The following is an 18,279-nucleotide window of genomic DNA, read 5'->3' on the forward strand; positions in this document are numbered from 1 at the left end:
AGGAGAGAACGTGTATTTGAAGCACATCAGCGCACGCAACTATCGTGCCTTTGGAGATAGTGTATCCGCACCTGAACTAGACTGGGAGCTTAATCCGGGACTCAACATTCTTGTGGGAGAAAATGATGCAGGAAAGACCTGTATCGTTGATGCTATCCGTCAGATATTGCTGACGACCAGTTATGAAAACATTCGGCTCTTCGAGCAGGATTTTCATATTCACGGTTTAACTCGTTCTAATAACCTTTGTATCCAAGCTACTCTATGTGGGCTAAGTACCGACCAGGAAGCCTCAGTTCTTGAATGGTTGACACTTGGTGAAGATGGAACTTGCTCGCTCATTCTACATCTTGAGGCACGCTTTCATCCCCCCCAGGCCACTAAGCGTCCGCGTGTTGAAACAATTGTTCGAACTGGAATAAATGGCAGTGGTCCAGAAGTGGGTTACGCGGTAAGAGAACTGGTGCGGGCAACCTACTTAAAACCCTTACGCGACGCTGAAGCGGAGTTGAGTTCAGGTCGCCAATCACGTCTGTCACAGATTCTTAGTGCACATAACCAGATTGCTGGCCAAGAAGTAAACGACTTTGATCAGACAATGCCAACTAACATCCCTACGAAACTGGTCGGTTTGATGGCATTCACCCAGCACCACCTTGGTCAGCATCAAGTCATTAAAAGCGTGGAAAAGGACATTAATGACAACTACTTGAGCCAATTTGCGTTTTCAGGGGATGTAATTCAGTCTCGCATCCGTATCGCCCCCAATTTAGCACTCGCACCTATTCTGGAGAAGTTCGAACTATCGCTGCTTCCCGGAGCACACATTGATCCTGATAATCGGTGTGCTCGCGGTCTTGGGTACAACAATGCATTGTTTATGGCCACTGAACTGGTGCTGCTACGAGATGGCGAAGAACTGGGCCTCCTTCTCGTTGAGGAACCGGAGGCGCACCTCCACCCTCAATTGCAAGAGCGCGTGATGAATCTCCTGAAAGAGCACTCTAACGATGATCAGGCACATAAGCGCGTTCAGGTCATTATGACGACGCACAGCCCATCTTTGGTATCAACTGCTCGCATTGAAGACATGACACTGGTGCACAAGGCACATACTTTTCCCTTAGCTGTCGGCAGGACGAAACTCAAACGAACAGATTACTCTTTTCTTCGCCGTTTTATCGATGCAACCAAGGCGAACCTCTTTTTTGCACGAGGCGTCATGATGGTGGAAGGTCCTGCTGAGGCAATCTTGCTACCAGCTATTGCAGAGATGTGCGGTCGCTCATTCTCGAAACATGGTGTCTCACTTGTTAATGTGGGAAATACAGGGCTTTACCATTACGCCCGTATTCTCCAACGGGAAGGAACCGGCCCGGATATCCCAATTCCGGTCGTATGTCTGACAGACCGGGACATTGTACCTGACGTTGCTAAAAGCTATGTCTCAAAACCCGATAAGGGTAAGCGCTTCGATTCTGATTATGACTCCGATGAAATGAAGCAAGTAGTTCAAAGCAAGAAGGACCGTGCGGAAGGTGGAAATACGATCGTCTGCGTATCTGATCGTTGGACACTAGAATATGATCTTGCACACTATGGTTGTGCCAAGCTGATGTACCTCGCCATTTCCCTTGCCGTAAAAGCAAAGTCTCGCGATGAAAGATTAGAAGAAGACGACGAAGTTGAGACACTTGCGGCGGAAGAGAAAAACTGGCTAGCACTGGAGGCTGCGGGTCACTCCAATGAGGCTCTCGCTGCAATTATTTATCAGCCTCTTCAAGAGAAAAAAGCTTCGAAAGCCATAGCAGCTCAGTATGCGGCTTATCTGGTTTGTACAGGCGCATATGGCACGGATGACGAACTGTTCAATAAACTACCGCCATATTTGCAAACTGCTCTATCGCACCTGACGATAGATCCCAAATCCAAATCCACATCCAAATCCTCAGCGAGGCCGGGGGCTGTATCCGGAGCTTCCATATCGACAGGTGCAACAGGTGCAACTGCGGCGACAGTAACAACAACCATGCAGGCAAGCTCTACCGTTCTGTCTAACGTAACTATAAACGGTAATTAGGAGACCAGAAATGAGTGCTGTCCATCTATCTCCAAACGACTTAGCCGAATTGACGACACTAGCCAAAGACCTGAACTTCGACGATGCTGAGCGTCGTTCTGCCCTACTTGAAAACGGATCGCGTGATTTTAATGCAGTACCTGGGAGTGGGAAGACATCGCTGCTTGCTGCAAAACTTTTGTTGCTGGCTAGGAAATGGCCTCATGCAAGAAGAGGCATATGTGTCCTAAGTCATACTAACGTTGCTCGTAATGAGATAGCACATCGCCTGGCGGGAACGGTCGAAGGATCTCAGCTTCTGAACTACCCCCATTTCATTGGTACTATCCATAGTTTCGTCAATCATTTCTTTGCTATGCCCTTACTGCGTAGCTTGGGAGAGAAAATTGATGTTATTGATGATCTGGTGTTCGCGGATAAAGCTCGTTCTCTATTGCTGACTAGAAAATTTGCAGGCCTTCGCACTTATCTGGAAAACCAGAGGAATGGGGAAGGTATCGCCACTACGCTTTTCTATCGAACGGCGGCGCTTAGCGTGCATGTTGAAAGTGGCAACCTTCCTGCATCGCATACAAAGTCTTACAACTCACTGATAGAGCTGAAGAATATTCTTTCTGCTCAGGGTATTTTTCGTCATCGTGACATGTTTGCATTTGCTGACCTAGCGCTCCAGACCTGCCCGAGGCTTCTTGATGTTGTCCATCGTCGCTTCCCGATGGTGTTCATCGACGAAATGCAAGATACCTCTTGGGATCAAGAGTCATTGTTAAATAGTATTTTCGATAGCCGGTCAGTGATGCAGCGTTTTGGGGACATCGATCAGAAGATTCTTTCCGATGAAGAACAGGCTGAATTACTCACATTCCCTAGGGCGGGATATGGATGCATAAGTACCAGCAAACGGTTTGGTAAAGCAATTTCCGATGCTGTAGGGTGTGTCCGCGTCAGTGGCGAGGCTGTTGTTGGTGAGGGCGAAGATGCCCATGCTCCCGTCCTCATCCTGTACAAAACGGATAGTGCAATCAAAGTGGTTGAACGCTTCGGTCGAATCGTTATTGGCCATTTGAGCGAAGACAACATTGGTGAACGAGAGGTTAAGGCGATGAGCGCTCGCAAAACCGGTGAGAGCAACGTTGATGCAGGTCGTCACCTTCTTGATTACTGTCCAACATATGGCGGAGACAAACTAACTGCGGGAATACGTTCCGAAAGTTTCTGGAGTCTTGTCGGAGACAGTAAAGGAACTTTGAAAGAAACATCGTTGAGTTCCAGAGTTTCTGACGTTCGCAGAGCATTATTGCTTGTTCTGCGCGCAGCTGGAGCATCGTTTGTGCAAGACATTCGTGATGCACGAATGCTTCCACGAGCGGCAAAAACTATTACGCCCGCAGGGACAATTGATAAGTTAACACGGCAGCTCGCATTGTCCGGAGAAGAACTTTGTTCAGATGGCCATCAAGATGCACTAATAAAGCTGCTTTACACGCAACTAAAGCCATACTTTCCCGATGAGCTAAGCCTTGAAATATTCAAAGGACTGGGCATTTTTAAAGAAGCAGGTGAGAAGCAGATACTGAACACTTCTACCTCAGCGAGATGTGAAATTAGTTTTGAGGGAAGGACCCTCGACATTGGGCTCGGTACGGTTGCAGGGATGAAAGGCGAAACTCATGCTGCATCTTTGATACTGGAATCCTATGGCGGGACCAGTCGTAAGTTCGATGTTGCTCTTGGACTCGAGTATTTGGCAGGGACGGCGACCAAAAACATTTCGAAGCTTCCAAAAACTCAGCAGGCACAAATGCGCAACCTTTACGTAGCAATGTCTAGGCCAACGAAATTATTATGCCTTGCAGCGAACGAAAATCGAGTTTCACATGAACTACGTGATGCGCTTGTATCTAAAGGATGGATTATCGAGGAAGTAACTTGAAAAGCACGTACCTAAATGACGAATCAATCCCATTGCTTAAGAAATCCCGGACAATTTACCATAATTATCTCATTTACAATGACGAGATTTATACGTGGCGTAAGCAATTTGGCGGTATGGAGGAGGCAGAAACTAAGTGATTTAATGCCCTTAAGAATGAGAGCGCAAGGTCAAGTAGTGCTCACTGAGTCGACGCTAAAGAACCTAAACTTTCGATACTTCCCCCCCCCCTTACAAAGCACAATCATGGAACATAAATTGCGAATATGGTGATAGCCATTTCTAATCTTGCAGTAAATTCAAGTAATTAGCTAGTTGCCAACAACTCTTTCTAGCAGTATCATCATCAAATACTCTATTTGGGCAGAAGCAATGGTTTCGAAGAAGCAATTATCAGTTCAAAGTATACGTACCGCTGCATTAGGGCTTCGTCGTTGGCGGGAGTCCAACGATTCCCAAGGAACAATGCATCTCATTCACTTCCTTGCTGCAAAATTCGCTGGCGCAAAAAAAGGCACTCCGATTTTATATACTGAGAACTCCGTTGATTTTAATTTTTGTGATAAATTCTTACGAGTCAACAATAGTAACACTCCATACTTTGACCCATTAGGAATGAGCCATCGAATAAGTACACATCCTCATAGCAATGTAGCAACAGCTAGGAAGAAAACCTTCTCAGATAAATGGAAAGCTGGTGTTTTCACCAAAAAAGATGGTAATGAATATTTTCAATTTGAAGATGATTATATTTCCATTCTTACTAAAAACATGGCAAAACAGGGGCGTTTTACTAAAATTAACCCAGAGGAATTAGCCTGCTGGCTCTACCGAGAATATGATTTTGAAAATGACGATGACATTGACAATGTTGTCTCAAAGATGAAATCTGATTTCAATTTCGATGAGGAAGAGTGGCAGGCTTTATTTGCAGATAAAAATGCTGTGACGTCGAGTAAGTTAGAACAATGGGTCAAATACAATAACAAAAACGATTCCAATGTCATTATTGATATATTGACTAGAGATGTTGACGGATTTAACATTTATAATACATTAATGGCTATTAGAGAGGTTGAAGAAATGCCAATAGTAAGCCCTGATCAAATTATTGATGCAATGCATAAGCTAAATTGCAAGCAGGTTGTTCTTCAAGGTCCACCTGGGACTGGAAAAACATATTTGGCAAAACAAACTGCGATGCAGATTATTCAAACTGACCTAACAACCTGCAGATCTAATCTATCATCAGTGGCTCCTGATAAATATTGGGGTATATTACAATTTCACCCGTCTTATGGGTATGAAGATTTCATACAGAGAATGGTCCCTCAGCAAAAAACTGGTGAGGCGATGCATATTGAAATCGTAGATATGCCTTTTATTATCGCATGTAAAACAGCTGAATCTATCAAACCAAAGCCATTTGTATTAATAGTTGATGAAATGAACCGGGCTGATTTACAGAAAGTATTCGGTGAATTAATGTATGCTCTCGAATACAGAGAGGAACCATTGACTTTGCAATATTCTCGCGAACCATTACTAATTCCTGATAATTTATATGTAATTGGAACAATGAATACTGCTGACTCATCCGTCGTTCAAGTAGACTATGCTATCAGAAGACGATTCGTATTCTTCGATGTTCCTCCTGACTCGCAAGTTATTAGCCAGTCAATAGAAGACGAACAAACCAAAAAAGTAGCTATTGAGCTTTTTAAAGCAACAAATGCAGCTTGTAACAATCATCCACGATTTTCAATTGGACATTCTTATTTTTTACATGCTGATTTGGCTGGGTTAGTTAACAGCTTTGTCTATCAAGTACTTCCTGTGTTAAGATCATATCAAGAAAATGGTGTGATTTCAGAAGAGATGGCAGTTTATTTAAGCGGTTGGGATGCTGAACCCATTTCCACCCGACCAAGCCGACCTGACGTGCTTATTGAAACGTTGATGTCATGGGCTAAAACATATGAATAGCTCAGTAGAAAATATTCTTGAAAGGATCATGGCAAGAAGATCTTTTGCATTTGATTCCATGTCATTACAAGAGCAAAGTAAAGCACCAGTTAAAAGCGATACTATTTTAAAAACTCTTAAGTCAATAAACATAAATGAATTAGATCGACTGGGCCTTTCACTCAGCGCTGACATTGAAAATCAAGATATCATACAAAATGTTGTTACTGGTAACATTATTGGCTCAGCACACTTGACATCAGATCTTGGAGCAGTTTCAATAATTATTGAGCCCAAAGTTTCAGCAGCTAGACTAGTTTCAATAATTGAATTCCTCCAGAATGACAGTTTTTTTTCAAATGAAGAGTCGGAAAGCTACAGCGGACAAACTGATATACTGACTCTGCAAATTTTGCGGTGTATACAATTAGTATCCAAATCATTAGCTTCTGGGTCAATTAGGGGATATAAGTCCTTATCGAAAAAGTTACCTTATATTAAAGGACGGGCAAATTATTGCGATTATCTCCTAAACAATTGGTCTCACCATAAAGAAATCGAATGCAACTATTCAGAATTGACCATTGACACTCCTAGAAATCGAGTTTTTCGTCTTGCTCTAGTGAAAAGCTCAAGAGTCATAGCAGGAAAGGAAAACAATAGGATATTTAATACCCTGCGCATGATTCTTTTTTCATTGACGTCTGTTAAAGAACAGGAATTTACACAGCTAGAAATAGAGAAAATAGCGAGAGAAAACCCTCGTGATGCCTCAGCTTTATTGGCATGTAGAGACATAATTTGCAATTTATCAATTAGCCCTCACCCCGGGCATTCACGAAATTTCTTCAGCTATGCTATAAATATGGCCCATTTGTTCGAAAATTATTGTCATAAACTTATGTCAATAGTACTTTTCGAAAAAAATTACAAACCATGTGAGGAGTTATTATTTCCTATTGAAGGAATTGATGAACCTATCCGCCTTGACGGGCTTTATAGTAAAAACAATAGGAAAATACTAATTGAATGCAAATACAAAATCATCAATACTTTAAAGGATGTAAAACGACCGGATATATATCAGACTGTTGCTTATTGCAGCCACTCAGATGTCGATCCTGAAATGGCACTTATGCTTTTCCCATGTGAAAATTCAGATGAAGCGGCTAAACTTATTGGCACAATAGGCGGTTTTAACATTTCTTGTAATAAGATTCATGTAGTTACTGTAGGCCTATGCTTTCATCCTGAAAAAGTAGTCAAAGGCCTACAGTTCATATTGAGTAAAATTTTAAGGCAATAGACTTATTTGCTCAAAGTCATCCTTTTCTCCCTTCAAGGGGTTGATGGTTTTGACATTAAAATTATCAAGTTCAATCTTTTCAATATGATCTGCTATAGCTTTAGCAAGCAACGGTGGAACTGCATTTCCAATCTGACGCATCGCATTTTTAGCACAAATAGTGTATCGATCTGGAAACGACTGTAGCCTTGCTGCCTCACGAAGAGTTAATGATCGATTAACTTCTGGGTGTGTAAAAGCTCCTGATGAAACATTACCAAAATAACAAGTTATTGTATAAGATGGCATATCCCATCCTAAACGACCATAAAGTGTGGTGCAATCCTTCCTTAACTTACCGTCCTTAACGGTTCGCATGATTCTAAATCGTTCAGGCAGATCATCTTCTGGGATACTCCGTATCCCACCACCTGGTGGTATATTTTTTATAATACTCAATGCAAAATCAGATACTTTTTTAGCTTTATGCAGTGTATATCCGTCAGATAACTCACGAACGAATTCTTGATAATTACTTGATGCACTAACTTGATATTCAATAAAATCTTGCGTACCTAACTGCCCATCCAGCCAAGGGAGGTCGCCAATAGCATCCTTAAGAGATACCCAAGGTTTCATATTCAAACTATGCCAGTGACCGGTACCATTACAAAATGAACATTCGCTAGGTTTAATACGAGACCTTATCCTGTTACTTTTATCAGGACGAGAACAAACTGGGCACCTTGGATCTTCATGCGTTGGTAGAGGTAATGAAGGCGTTAACCCTGTATTTGTACCAACTATAATCACTCGCTCTCTTCTTTGAGGGACACCATAATCAGCTGCATTCAAAACCCCAGCTGAAATATCATATCCTAGTCTAGCTAAGGAGTCTTGTAACTCATGATAAAACTGCCCCTTACCGCTGTGAATAAATCCCCGAACATTCTCAAATACAATCCACTTTGGTCTAAACTCATCAACATAATTTAGATATTGAGAAAAAAGGGAGTTTCGAGGATCTTCAGCGATTCGCTTTCCGATAGTACTGTAACCTTGGCAACTCGGGCCACCAATAATAATATCAATATTTGAGTCAGTAATCCTTTTGGCAACGTCAGAAGGAGCGATTTTAGTAATATCACCTATTAAGCAATCTGCATTTTCATGGTTTGCTTTATAAGTCGCCATTGCATCAGGATCTATATCCATACCTAGCGAGATTTTGTATGAACCAGACATTTGGAACCCTAAAGAAGTTCCTCCTGCACCACAAAATAATTCAATGGCATTTTTTTGCTTAGCAATCATCTAACGCCTCAATAATTTCGAACATCCCCGTCCCCGTAATTAAACGAGCATCCGGATGTTTCATTAAATAAAAAGATACTGCCTGTTGAACAATATATGACATTGGGCGATCTTTTTGCCTTCCTATTTCTGATAATAAAGAATATGTCATCTTATCGATCGTTACGGAGATTCTTGTTTTATCCATCGACACAGCCATAATCACTCCTAGCTTTAGAGCAGCACCATGCTGCATGGTGCTGCTCTAGGTTTGATAAGTCAATAGAGATGAGGTGCATGACCCCTCGAATAATCAAACGGTGATATAAGTTTGCTACGGTTTGCGTCCAAATAATCAGCCCACCACTGCAGCATTAGCCTGCGCTCCCCCAGATGCTCGGCCTTATGAATATATGCCGCACGCACAGAGTTACGTTCCTGGTGACTCATCTGCCGCTCTACCGCATCCTTCGACCACAATCCTGACTCAATCAATGAACTACAGGCCATAGTCCTGAAACCATGCCCGCAAACCTCAACCTTCGTATCATAGCCCATCACCCGCAAAGCTTTATTCACCGTATTTTCACTCATCGGCTTACGCGGATCGTGATCACCTACGAAAATCAGCTCACGATTTCCACTCATGCTTTTGATCTTTTCCAGAATGACCAGAGCCTGACGTGATAAAGGAACAAGATGAGGAGTACGCATCTTTGATCCTCGATGTGAATGCTTCACACCTTCCAGTGGTTCACGTTCCCCCGGAATCGTCCACATAGCAGTTTCAAAATCGACTTCTGACCAGCGTGCAAAACGCAGTTCACTAGATCGAATAAAGACCAACAAAGTCAGCTCCACAGCTAAGCGTGTTAGTGGTCTGCCAGTATATGTGTCGATACGATGAAGTAGTTCAGGAATACGATTAAGTTCTAGCGCAGCGCGATGTTGCCGTTTTGCTGTAGCAACCGCTCCAGCGATCTCTTGTGCGGGGTTGTAATCGATTAAACCACTTTGCACCGCAAATCGCATAATTGCTGTTGTTCGTTGCTGTAAACGCGCCGCCACCTCAAGACGTCCAGATATCTCTACTGCTTTGATGGGAATAAGTAAATCTCTGGTTTTTAACTCAGCGATATTCCGCTTACCAATCGCATCGAACAGATTATCTTCCAGACTTTTAAGAACACGCCCACTATGCGACTCAGACCACTTTTGATTGCTGGCATGCCAGTCTCTGGCAACAGATTCAAATGTGATGACCTCTTTAGCCTGTTCTTCTTTTACTGCACGCCTATGCTCACGAGGATCGACACCGGCAGCAACAAGCCTCCTGGCCTCTTCCCTCTTTTGACGAGCATCAGCCAGTGACGTTTCGGGGTAAACACCAAATGCCATCAGATGTTGCTTGCCGCCAAAGCGAAAGCGGAAACGCCAATATTTGGAGCCATTAGGGTGTATCAACAAAAACATGCCATCACCGTCTACTAGCGAGTATTCCTTTGCTTCAGTTTTTGCCGAACGTACCTTGGTATCAGTCAGGGCCATGATGGTATTCCTTCCATATGCTGCCGTGAGTATATAAGCATTATCGAACCAGCATATATACTCGGTTCTATACTCACAAGCATGTTGATGTGGGGTAACTCAGATTGACGTCGGTTGACTGAAAAGCGGGGCTAAGCCTTACGGCGACTGGATTTCAGGCACAAAAAAAGACGTCCATTGACGTCTATTGATGTTCCGATGGTGCCGAAGGCCGGACTCGAACCGGCACGTATTTCTACGGTTGATTTTGAATCAACTGCGTCTACCGATTTCGCCACTCCGGCACGGAAGGGATGCGGAAAACGTTGTGGATTATACCTGTCATGCGCCACCATGCAAGCGTCAGCGTGTACCTTGCGCGCTAAGTGTTGAAAATTTCAGCATTACGTTACGCGCCTGCAATCACCATCACAGTTTATCCCCCGCAACAACCACCTTAATCCCCCCTTCTGCGAAGCGCCCCGTTACCCCATGCTCTACACTTCCAGTTCAACACCACATGAGGGGAACATGATGTCGATGATAAAAAGCTACGCCGCAAAAGCGGCGGGCAGCGAACTCGAACTCTACGAATATGATGCGGGTGAGTTAAAGCCAGAAGATGTCGAAGTGCATGTCGACTATTGCGGTATCTGCCATTCCGATTTGTCGATGATCGACAACGAATGGGGATTCTCTCAGTATCCGCTGGTTGCCGGACATGAGGTCATTGGTCGCGTGGCCGCGCTCGGCAGTGCGGCGCAGGATAAAGGGCTGAAGATCGGTCAACGCGTTGGCATTGGCTGGACGGCACGTAGCTGCGGGCACTGCGATGCCTGTATCAGCGGCAATCAGATTAACTGTCTGGAAGGTTCTGTTCCCACCATTCTCAATCACGGTGGTTTTGCCGAGAAGCTGCGTGCCGACTGGCAATGGGTGATCCCGCTGCCGGAGAGCATCGATATTGCGGCGGCGGGACCTCTGTTGTGCGGCGGCATCACGGTATTCAAACCGCTGCTGATGCATCACATTACAGCGACCAGCCGCGTCGGGGTGATCGGTATCGGCGGTCTGGGGCATATCGCTATTAAGTTGCTGCACGCGATGGGTTGTGAAGTGACGGCGTTCAGTTCAAACCCGGCTAAAGAGCAGGAAGTGCTGGCGATGGGAGCGGATAAAGTGGTCAACAGCCGTGACCCGCAGGCATTAAAAGCGCTGGCGGGCCAGTTCGATCTGATTATCAATACGGTTAACGTCGATCTCGACTGGCAGCCCTATTTTGAAGCGCTGGCTTACGGCGGTAACTTCCATACCGTCGGTGCCGTGCTGAAGCCGCTGCCGGTTCCGGCGTTCACTTTAATTGCCGGCGATCGCAGTATCTCCGGTTCAGCGACCGGCACACCTTTTGAGCTGCGCAAGCTGATGAAGTTTGCCGGGCGCAGTAAAGTATCTCCAACCACCGAGCTGTACCCGATGTCGCAAATTAATGAAGCTATCCAGCACGTGCGTGACGGCAAAGCCCGCTACCGCGTAGTGCTGAAAGCCGACTTCTGATGATCTGGCTCAGTCCCATCCGGGGCTGAGCTTATTGTCCATGTCGAAAAGCGAGTACCGCCTGGCGGCACTGTTCCGTCACATGTTCGATGTCGTGGTTCACGTCAATACGGGCAATATCGCGTTCATCATCCTGGGGGCACTCCAGCGCATCAAACTGACTTTTCAGCAAACCCACTGGCATAAAATGTCCTGCCCGACGCTGCATGCGCGCCAGAATGGTCTCGTAATCGCCGTCCAGCCACAGGAAATGCACATTAGGACTACCCTGGCGCAATATATCGCGATACTGTTTTTTTAATGACGAGCAGACAATAAAGCCGGTCTCATTTTTTTTATACAGGCTGTATGAGGCGTCATTTAATCGCGCTAACCAGGGGAGTCGGTCTTCATCGGTTAGCGGAATACCTTCAGACATTTTATCAATATTTTTAGCTGGATGGAGATCATCACCATCAATGAATTTAGCCGATAATACAGCGGCAATCTTACTGCCAATTAATGATTTACCGCTACCCGAAACGCCCATCAAAATATAACTTTCCCCGGCCATCAAAAAAACTCCAGATTCCTGTTTCCATGCCGCGATACTACGCTTCCCACATTAGGAATTTCACGCTTTTTTAGCGCTGCTGCTGAGAATTACAAGGCGTATCACGTTATGCGTAACATTGTAGTGTAACAATTTTCCAGCGTGATCTATGTCACAAATAATAACAAATAAAACCGTTTAAATGCTGCCGAGGTTACTACCTGACCAGTGAGGCATTTATGCAAGTCAAAACACAATCCTGCGTTGTCGCGGGTAAGAAAACTGTTGCCATTACAGACCAAAATATTGAATGGAATAATAAAGGAACATTGGTACAAATTACCCGAGGTGGTATTTGCGGTTCCGATTTACATTATTATCAGGAAGGTAAAGTTGGTAACTTTACCGTAAAAGCGCCGATGATTTTAGGCCATGAAGTCATTGGTAAAGTCGTCCATAGTGATTCAAAAGAATTACATGAAGGTCAGTCGATTGCTATTAATCCGTCTAAGCCTTGTGGTCACTGTAAATACTGTTTGCAGCATGAAGAAAACCAGTGCACGGAAATGCGCTTTTTTGGCAGCGCCATGTATTTTCCCCACGTTGACGGCGGCTTTACTCAGTTTAAAACCGTCGATACTGCGCAATGTATTCCCTACCCGCAGCAGGCAGATGAAAAAGTCATGGCCTTTGCCGAACCGCTGGCTGTGGCGATCCACGCCGCACATGAAGCGGGCGATCTGCAGGGCAAGCGCGTATTTATTTCCGGTGTTGGCCCTATCGGCTGTCTGATCGTCAGCGCGGTGAAAACGCTTGGCGCGGCAGAGATTGTTTGTGCTGACATTAGTCCGCGTTCACTCACGCTGGCACAGCAGATGGGAGCGGATACGCTCATTAATCCGCAGCAGGACTCTCTCGACGAATGGAAAAAAGAGAAAGGCTATTTCGACGTCAGTTTCGAAGTCTCCGGGCATCCCTCCTCGATTACCACCTGCCTGGAAGTCACCCGCGCGAAAGGTGTGATGGTACAGGTTGGCATGGGCGGCGCCGTGCCGGAGTTCCCGATGATGATGCTGATCGGCAAAGAAATCTCTCTCAAAGGCTCCTTCCGCTTTACCACTGAATTCAACACGGCGGTGTCGTGGTTGGCGAATAACGTTATCGATCCGCTGCCATTACTGAGCGCCGAATATCCGTTTACCGACCTCGAACAAGCGCTGATTTTCGCCGGGGATAAAACCCAGGCGGCAAAAGTCCAGCTCGTATTCGAAGACAGACAATAAGGAATAGCATGATGAACGATCTTTTTTCACTGGACGGCAAAAATATTCTGATCACCGGTTCGGCTCAGGGAATTGGTTATTTACTGGCGACTGGGCTCGGTAAATATGGCGCGCAGATTATCGTCAATGATATTACGCCAGAACGCGCAGAAGCCGCTGTTACGAAACTGCAGCAGGAAGGTATTCGCGCCGTTGCTGCACCTTTTAATGTTACGCATAAACAGGATATTGATGTTGCCATCGAACATATCGAAAAAGATATTGGTCCGATCGACGTACTGGTGAATAACGCCGGTATCCAGCGCCGCCATCCGTTCACCGAGTTCCCGGAGCAGGACTGGAACGACGTCATTGCCGTTAACCAGACGGCGGTATTCCTGGTATCACAAGCGGTGACCCGTCGCATGGTTGAACGCCAGGCCGGGAAAGTCATCAATATCTGCTCCATGCAGAGCGAACTGGGGCGTGACACCATTACGCCGTATGCCGCATCGAAAGGCGCGGTGAAAATGCTCACCCGCGGGATGTGCGTTGAGCTGGCGCGCCACAATATTCAGGTGAACGGTATCGCGCCTGGCTACTTCAAAACCGAAATGACCAAAGCGTTGGTCGAGGACGAAGCCTTCACCTCCTGGCTGTGCAAACGTACGCCAGCCGCACGCTGGGGCGATCCGCAGGAGCTGATTGGCGCAGCGGTATTCCTTTCTTCCAAAGCATCGGATTTTGTTAACGGACACCTGTTGTTTGTCGATGGCGGCATGCTGGTCGCCGTCTGATACAACACAACGCAACATCACGCAGCGCCCAGGCGCTGCTTTATTGGCACTTATAAGTAAGAGAAACGATTATGCCATTAATAATAATTGCGGCAGGCGTCGCGCTGCTTCTGGTCCTGATGATTGGCTTTAAAGTTAACGGTTTTATTGCCCTTGTACTGGTTGCGGCTGTTGTCGGTTTTGCCGAAGGGATGGATGCACAGGCCGTTCTGCACTCAATACAAAACGGCATCGGCGGGACGCTTGGCGGACTGGCGATGATCCTGGGTTTCGGCGCAATGCTCGGGAAGCTAATTTCCGATACTGGTGCGGCCCAACGCATCGCCACCACGCTGATTAGTACGTTCGGGAAAAAGCGCGTGCAGTGGGCGCTGGTAATCACCGGGCTGGTCGTCGGTCTGGCGATGTTCTTCGAAGTCGGTTTTGTTCTGCTGCTACCGCTGGTATTTACAGTGGTTGCCTCATCTGGCCTGCCGCTGCTGTATGTCGGCGTGCCAATGGTTGCCGCCCTTTCTGTTACTCACTGTTTTCTGCCGCCGCATCCGGGACCAACGGCGATCGCCACGATTTTCGAGGCGAACCTGGGGACCACGCTGCTGTACGGATTTATCATTACTATCCCGACGGTGATTGTCGCCGGACCACTGTTTTCCAAGCTGCTGACCCGTTTTGAGAAAGCGCCACCGGAAGGTTTATTCAACCCACATTTGTTCACCGAAGAAGAGATGCCATCATTCTGGAACAGTATCTTTGCGGCGGTTATCCCGGTAATACTGATGGCAGTAGCGGCGGTATGCGAAATTACGCTGCCAAAAACCAACAGCGTGCGGGTGTTTTTTGAATTTATCGGTAACCCTGCGGTCGCGTTGTTTATCGCCATCGTGCTCGCTATTTTTACCCTTGGTCGACGTAACGGACGTACGATTGAGCAAATTATGGATATCATTGGCGACTCTATCGGCGCGATTGCGATGATTGTGTTTATCATCGCCGGTGGTGGTGCGTTTAAGCAGGTTCTGGTGGACAGCGGCGTGGGGCAGTATATCTCGCACCTGATGACCGGCACCTCGCTCTCTCCGCTACTGATGTGCTGGACGGTAGCCGCCTTGCTGCGCATCGCGCTCGGTTCAGCGACCGTTGCCGCTATTACCACTGCGGGTGTGGTGCTGCCGATTATTAACGTCACCCATGCTGACCCGGCGCTGATGGTGCTGGCAACCGGCGCGGGCAGCGTGATTGCCTCACACGTTAACGATCCGGGATTCTGGTTGTTTAAAGGCTATTTTAATCTCAGCGTCGGGGAAACGTTACGTACCTGGACGGTAATGGAAACGCTGATTTCCATTATGGGACTGTTGGGGGTTCTGGCGCTGAACGCCATCCTGCATTAATACGGTATTTACCGGGGAGCGAAAGTCAGTGCTCCCCGGCACTGGAGAGAAAATGAGGAACCACAGAATTTCTTTGCAAGACATCGCCACCCTGGCGGGTGTGACCAAAATGACGGTGAGCCGCTACATCCGTTCGCCGAAAAAGGTCGCAAAGGAAACCGGTGAACGTATCGCGCAGATTATGGAGGAGATTAATTACATCCCTAACCGTGCGCCCGCAATGCTATTGAATGCGCAAAGCTATACGCTCGGTGTGCTGATCCCCTCTTTTCAAAACCAACTGTTCGCCGACATCCTTGCAGGTATTGAATCGGTGACCTCGGACCATAACTATCAGACGTTGATCGCTAACTACAATTATGACCGGGAATCCGAAGAAGAGTCAGTGATTAACCTGCTCTCGTACAATATCGACGGTATTATTCTTTCCGAGAAATATCACACTCTGCGCACCGTGAAGTTTCTGCGATCAGCCACCATTCCGGTGGTTGAGCTGATGGATATTCAGGGCGATCGCCTGGATATGGAAGTGGGCTTTGATAACCGTCAGGCGGCGTTTGATATGGTCAGCACCATGCTGGATAAACGCCAGCGTCACAAAATTCTCTATCTGGGGTCGAAAGATGATATCCGCGATGAGCAGCGCTACCGCGGTTACTGCGATGCCATGACGCGTCGTGGACTGGAGCCGCTGCGCGTCAATCCGCGCGCGATTTCATCCATCCACCTGGGAACGCAAATGATGCGTGATGCCCTCACGGCACACCCTGACGTAGACGGCGTCTTTTGTACCAATGACGATATTGCGATGGGTGCGTTGCTGTTGTGTCGCGAACACAACCTTGCCGTACCGGAGCAGATCTCCATTGCCGGGTTCCACGGACTGGAAATGGGCAGGCAGATGATCCCAAGCCTCGCCAGCGTCATTACTCCGCGTTTTGACATTGGGCGCATGGCGGCGCAAATGTTACTGAGCAAAATCAAGAACAACGACCATAACCACAACACGGTTGATTTGGGGTATCAGATTTATCACGGCAATACGCTTTAAGTCATTTTCTCTCCCTGTCGCATACTTTCTTTCATTCACATTGCCTATACTCCAGGCAGGATAAATGGAGGAAATCTTAATGAGCACACCCCTGTTAATTGCCCGCACACCGGACACCGAACTGTTTTTACTGCCAGGCATGGCCAACCGTCACGGGCTGATTACCGGCGCAACCGGGACCGGCAAAACCGTCACGTTACAAAAGCTTGCCGAATCGCTGTCTGAGATTGGTGTGCCGGTATTTATGGCTGATGTGAAAGGTGACTTAACCGGTGTGGCACAGGAAGGACAAGCGTCAGAAAAACTGCTCGCTCGCCTGAAAAATATCGGTATTACCGACTGGCAGCCACATGCCAATCCGGTAACGGTATGGGATATCTTTGGCGAGAAAGGTCATCCCGTTCGCGCCACTGTTTCTGATCTCGGGCCACTGCTTCTTGCCCGGCTGCTGAACCTGAACGACGTACAGTCTGGCGTATTAGATATTATCTTCCGCATTGCTGATGATCAGGGGCTGCTCCTGCTCGATTTCAAAGATCTGCGGGCGATTACCCAGTACATCGGCGATAACGCCAAATCCTTCCAGAATCAGTACGGCAATATCAGCAGCGCCTCGGTGGGGGCTATCCAGCGCGGATTACTGTCGCTGGAGCAACAGGGCGCAGCGCATTTCTTTGGCGAGCCGATGCTGGAGATTAAAGACTGGATGCGCACCGACACCAGTGGTAAAGGGATGATCAACATCCTCAGCGCCGAAAAGCTCTACCAGATGCCCAAACTGTATGCTGCCAGCCTGCTATGGATGCTCTCCGAGCTGTACGAACAATTACCGGAAGCGGGCGATCTGGAGAAACCGAAGCTGGTATTCTTCTTCGACGAGGCCCATCTGTTGTTCAATGACGCTCCGCAGGTGCTATTGGATAAAATCGAGCAGGTGATTCGTCTGATCCGCTCGAAAGGTGTCGGCGTGTGGTTTGTTTCGCAAAACCCGTCTGATATTCCTGACAACGTACTCGGCCAATTGGGCAACCGTGTGCAGCACGCCCTGCGCGCGTTCACGCCCAAAGATCAGAAAGCGGTGAAAGCAGCTGCGCAAACCATGCGCGCCAATCCGGCATTTGATACCGAAAAAGCCATTCAGGAGTTGGGCACCGGCGAAGCGCTGGTTTCATTTCTCGACGCCAAAGGCAGTCCCTCAGTGGTTGAACGGGCAATGGTGATTGCACCGTGTTCGCGGATGGGTCCGGTGACGGACGATGAACGTAACAGGTTAATTAATCACTCTTCTCTGTACGGCAAATATGAAGAAGAGGTCGATCGTGAATCCGCCTATGAACGCTTACAGAAAGGGGTTCAGGCCAGTACCGAACAGCAAAATACCCCCCCAGCCAACGGCAAAGCGGTCGAGGTGGACGACGGTATTCTTGGCGGGCTAAAGGATATCCTGTTTGGCAGCACCGGACCGCGCGGTGGCAAGCGCGATGGTGTGGTACAAAGCGTGGCGAAAAGCGCGGCGCGTCAGGTCACTAACCAGATAATCCGTGGCATGTTGGGAAGTTTAATGGGCGGCAGAAAACGCTAGCAGGAAGACGCCCCTCCCGAACAACGA

Annotated in this window: 14 protein-coding genes and 1 tRNA gene; 10 read left to right on the forward strand and 5 right to left on the reverse strand. The window is 47.1% G+C overall.

All coding sequences use genetic code 11. The annotated features are described in order from the left end of the window. Positions 1 to 10 precede the first annotated feature (10 nt). The 4 genes from SK36_RS18115 (at position 11) to SK36_RS18130 (ending at position 7,284) form a co-directional block, all read left to right on the forward strand. Complete coding sequence (locus tag SK36_RS18115; RefSeq protein WP_048222210.1) at positions 11 to 2,080, forward strand: ATP-dependent nuclease; 2,070 nt, start codon at positions 11 to 13, stop codon at positions 2,078 to 2,080. A 10-nt stretch (positions 2,081 to 2,090) separates the two neighbouring features. Beyond that, complete coding sequence (locus tag SK36_RS18120; protein ID WP_048222213.1) at positions 2,091 to 4,013, forward strand: UvrD-helicase domain-containing protein; 1,923 nt, start codon at positions 2,091 to 2,093, stop codon at positions 4,011 to 4,013. 315 nt (positions 4,014 to 4,328) lie between these two features. After that, entirely contained in the window at positions 4,329 to 5,999 is a 1,671-nt protein-coding gene (locus SK36_RS18125; protein ID WP_156184451.1) for an McrB family protein, read from the forward strand. Next, positions 5,992 to 7,284 carry a 5-methylcytosine restriction system specificity protein McrC gene (locus SK36_RS18130; protein ID WP_048222219.1) on the forward strand — a complete coding sequence of 431 codons (1,293 nt, stop codon included), beginning with the start codon at positions 5,992 to 5,994 and terminating at the stop codon, positions 7,282 to 7,284. Before SK36_RS18125 ends, SK36_RS18130 begins: the two co-directional genes overlap by 8 nt. On the opposite strand, the gene SK36_RS18135 is transcribed toward SK36_RS18130, so the two are convergent. The 4 genes from SK36_RS18135 to SK36_RS18150 all read right to left on the reverse strand — a co-directional run bounded on the left by SK36_RS18135 (position 7,273) and on the right by SK36_RS18150 (position 10,388). Then, entirely contained in the window at positions 7,273 to 8,577 is a 1,305-nt protein-coding gene (locus SK36_RS18135; RefSeq protein ID WP_048222221.1) for a DNA cytosine methyltransferase, read from the reverse strand. The two genes, SK36_RS18130 and SK36_RS18135, sit on opposite strands and share 12 nt — an antisense overlap. Further along, positions 8,567 to 8,812, reverse strand: a complete 246-nt coding sequence (locus tag SK36_RS18140) for a ribbon-helix-helix domain-containing protein (protein ID WP_048222224.1) — start codon at positions 8,810 to 8,812, stop codon at positions 8,567 to 8,569. The genes SK36_RS18135 and SK36_RS18140 overlap by 11 nt, the downstream gene beginning before the upstream one ends. Before the next feature lie 23 nt (positions 8,813 to 8,835). Next, complete coding sequence (locus SK36_RS18145; RefSeq protein ID WP_048222226.1) at positions 8,836 to 10,104, reverse strand: tyrosine-type recombinase/integrase; 1,269 nt, start codon at positions 10,102 to 10,104, stop codon at positions 8,836 to 8,838. 199 nt (positions 10,105 to 10,303) lie between these two features. Then, positions 10,304 to 10,388 (reverse strand) — tRNA-Leu (locus SK36_RS18150). A gap of 229 nt (positions 10,389 to 10,617) precedes the next feature. Here SK36_RS18150 and ahr point away from each other — a divergent pair. Beyond that, positions 10,618 to 11,637, forward strand: coding sequence for an NADPH-dependent aldehyde reductase Ahr (ahr, locus tag SK36_RS18155; protein WP_048222228.1), 1,020 nt, complete (start codon positions 10,618 to 10,620; stop codon positions 11,635 to 11,637). Between the two features lie 31 nt (positions 11,638 to 11,668). Here ahr and idnK read toward each other — a convergent pair whose 3' ends face one another. Then, complete coding sequence (idnK, locus tag SK36_RS18160; RefSeq protein ID WP_048222231.1) at positions 11,669 to 12,190, reverse strand: gluconokinase; 522 nt, start codon at positions 12,188 to 12,190, stop codon at positions 11,669 to 11,671. Between the two features lie 218 nt (positions 12,191 to 12,408). Between idnK and idnD the strand changes: the two genes are divergently transcribed. From idnD to SK36_RS18185, 5 genes are all read left to right on the forward strand, one after another. Beyond that, the gene (gene idnD, locus SK36_RS18165; protein WP_045439253.1) at positions 12,409 to 13,452 is read left to right on the forward strand and encodes an L-idonate 5-dehydrogenase; all 1,044 of its coding nucleotides are present in this window, start codon (positions 12,409 to 12,411) and stop codon (positions 13,450 to 13,452) included. An 11-nt stretch (positions 13,453 to 13,463) separates the two neighbouring features. Then, positions 13,464 to 14,228, forward strand: a complete 765-nt coding sequence (gene idnO / locus SK36_RS18170) for a gluconate 5-dehydrogenase (RefSeq protein ID WP_048222234.1) — start codon at positions 13,464 to 13,466, stop codon at positions 14,226 to 14,228. Positions 14,229 to 14,299: 71 nt separating this feature from the next. Continuing rightward, positions 14,300 to 15,619 carry a gnt-II system L-idonate transporter gene (idnT, locus tag SK36_RS18175; RefSeq protein WP_048222237.1) on the forward strand — a complete coding sequence of 440 codons (1,320 nt, stop codon included), beginning with the start codon at positions 14,300 to 14,302 and terminating at the stop codon, positions 15,617 to 15,619. Between the two features lie 52 nt (positions 15,620 to 15,671). After that, a complete protein-coding gene (idnR, locus tag SK36_RS18180; RefSeq protein ID WP_045439240.1) occupies positions 15,672 to 16,670 on the forward strand; it encodes a DNA-binding transcriptional regulator IdnR in 999 nt (332 codons plus the stop codon). 79 nt (positions 16,671 to 16,749) lie between these two features. Beyond that, positions 16,750 to 18,252: a helicase HerA-like C-terminal domain-containing protein gene (locus SK36_RS18185; protein WP_048222808.1), complete on the forward strand. Its 1,503-nt coding sequence runs from the start codon at positions 16,750 to 16,752 to the stop codon at positions 18,250 to 18,252. Positions 18,253 to 18,279: the final 27 nt, after the last annotated feature.

Origin of the sequence: Citrobacter sp. MGH106 (genome assembly GCF_001037495.1) — a bacterium.
Classification (GTDB): domain Bacteria; phylum Pseudomonadota; class Gammaproteobacteria; order Enterobacterales; family Enterobacteriaceae; genus Citrobacter; species Citrobacter murliniae.

Excerpts from the sequence above, each read along its gene's own strand:
- SK36_RS18120 (WP_048222213.1), top strand. The coding sequence starts at position 2,091 with ATGAGTGCTGTCCATCTATCTCCAAACGACTTAGCCGAATTGACGACA.
- SK36_RS18130 (WP_048222219.1), top strand. The coding sequence starts at position 5,992 with ATGAATAGCTCAGTAGAAAATATTCTTGAAAGGATCATGGCAAGAAGA.
- SK36_RS18135 (WP_048222221.1), bottom strand. The coding sequence starts at position 8,577 with ATGATTGCTAAGCAAAAAAATGCCATTGAATTATTTTGTGGTGCAGGA.
- SK36_RS18140 (WP_048222224.1), bottom strand. The coding sequence starts at position 8,812 with ATGCAGCATGGTGCTGCTCTAAAGCTAGGAGTGATTATGGCTGTGTCG.
- SK36_RS18145 (WP_048222226.1), bottom strand. The coding sequence starts at position 10,104 with ATGGCCCTGACTGATACCAAGGTACGTTCGGCAAAAACTGAAGCAAAG.
- ahr (WP_048222228.1), top strand. The coding sequence starts at position 10,618 with ATGTCGATGATAAAAAGCTACGCCGCAAAAGCGGCGGGCAGCGAACTC.
- idnK (WP_048222231.1), bottom strand. The coding sequence starts at position 12,190 with ATGGCCGGGGAAAGTTATATTTTGATGGGCGTTTCGGGTAGCGGTAAA.
- idnD (WP_045439253.1), top strand. The coding sequence starts at position 12,409 with ATGCAAGTCAAAACACAATCCTGCGTTGTCGCGGGTAAGAAAACTGTT.
- idnO (WP_048222234.1), top strand. The coding sequence starts at position 13,464 with ATGAACGATCTTTTTTCACTGGACGGCAAAAATATTCTGATCACCGGT.
- idnT (WP_048222237.1), top strand. The coding sequence starts at position 14,300 with ATGCCATTAATAATAATTGCGGCAGGCGTCGCGCTGCTTCTGGTCCTG.
- idnR (WP_045439240.1), top strand. The coding sequence starts at position 15,672 with ATGAGGAACCACAGAATTTCTTTGCAAGACATCGCCACCCTGGCGGGT.
- SK36_RS18185 (WP_048222808.1), top strand. The coding sequence starts at position 16,750 with ATGAGCACACCCCTGTTAATTGCCCGCACACCGGACACCGAACTGTTT.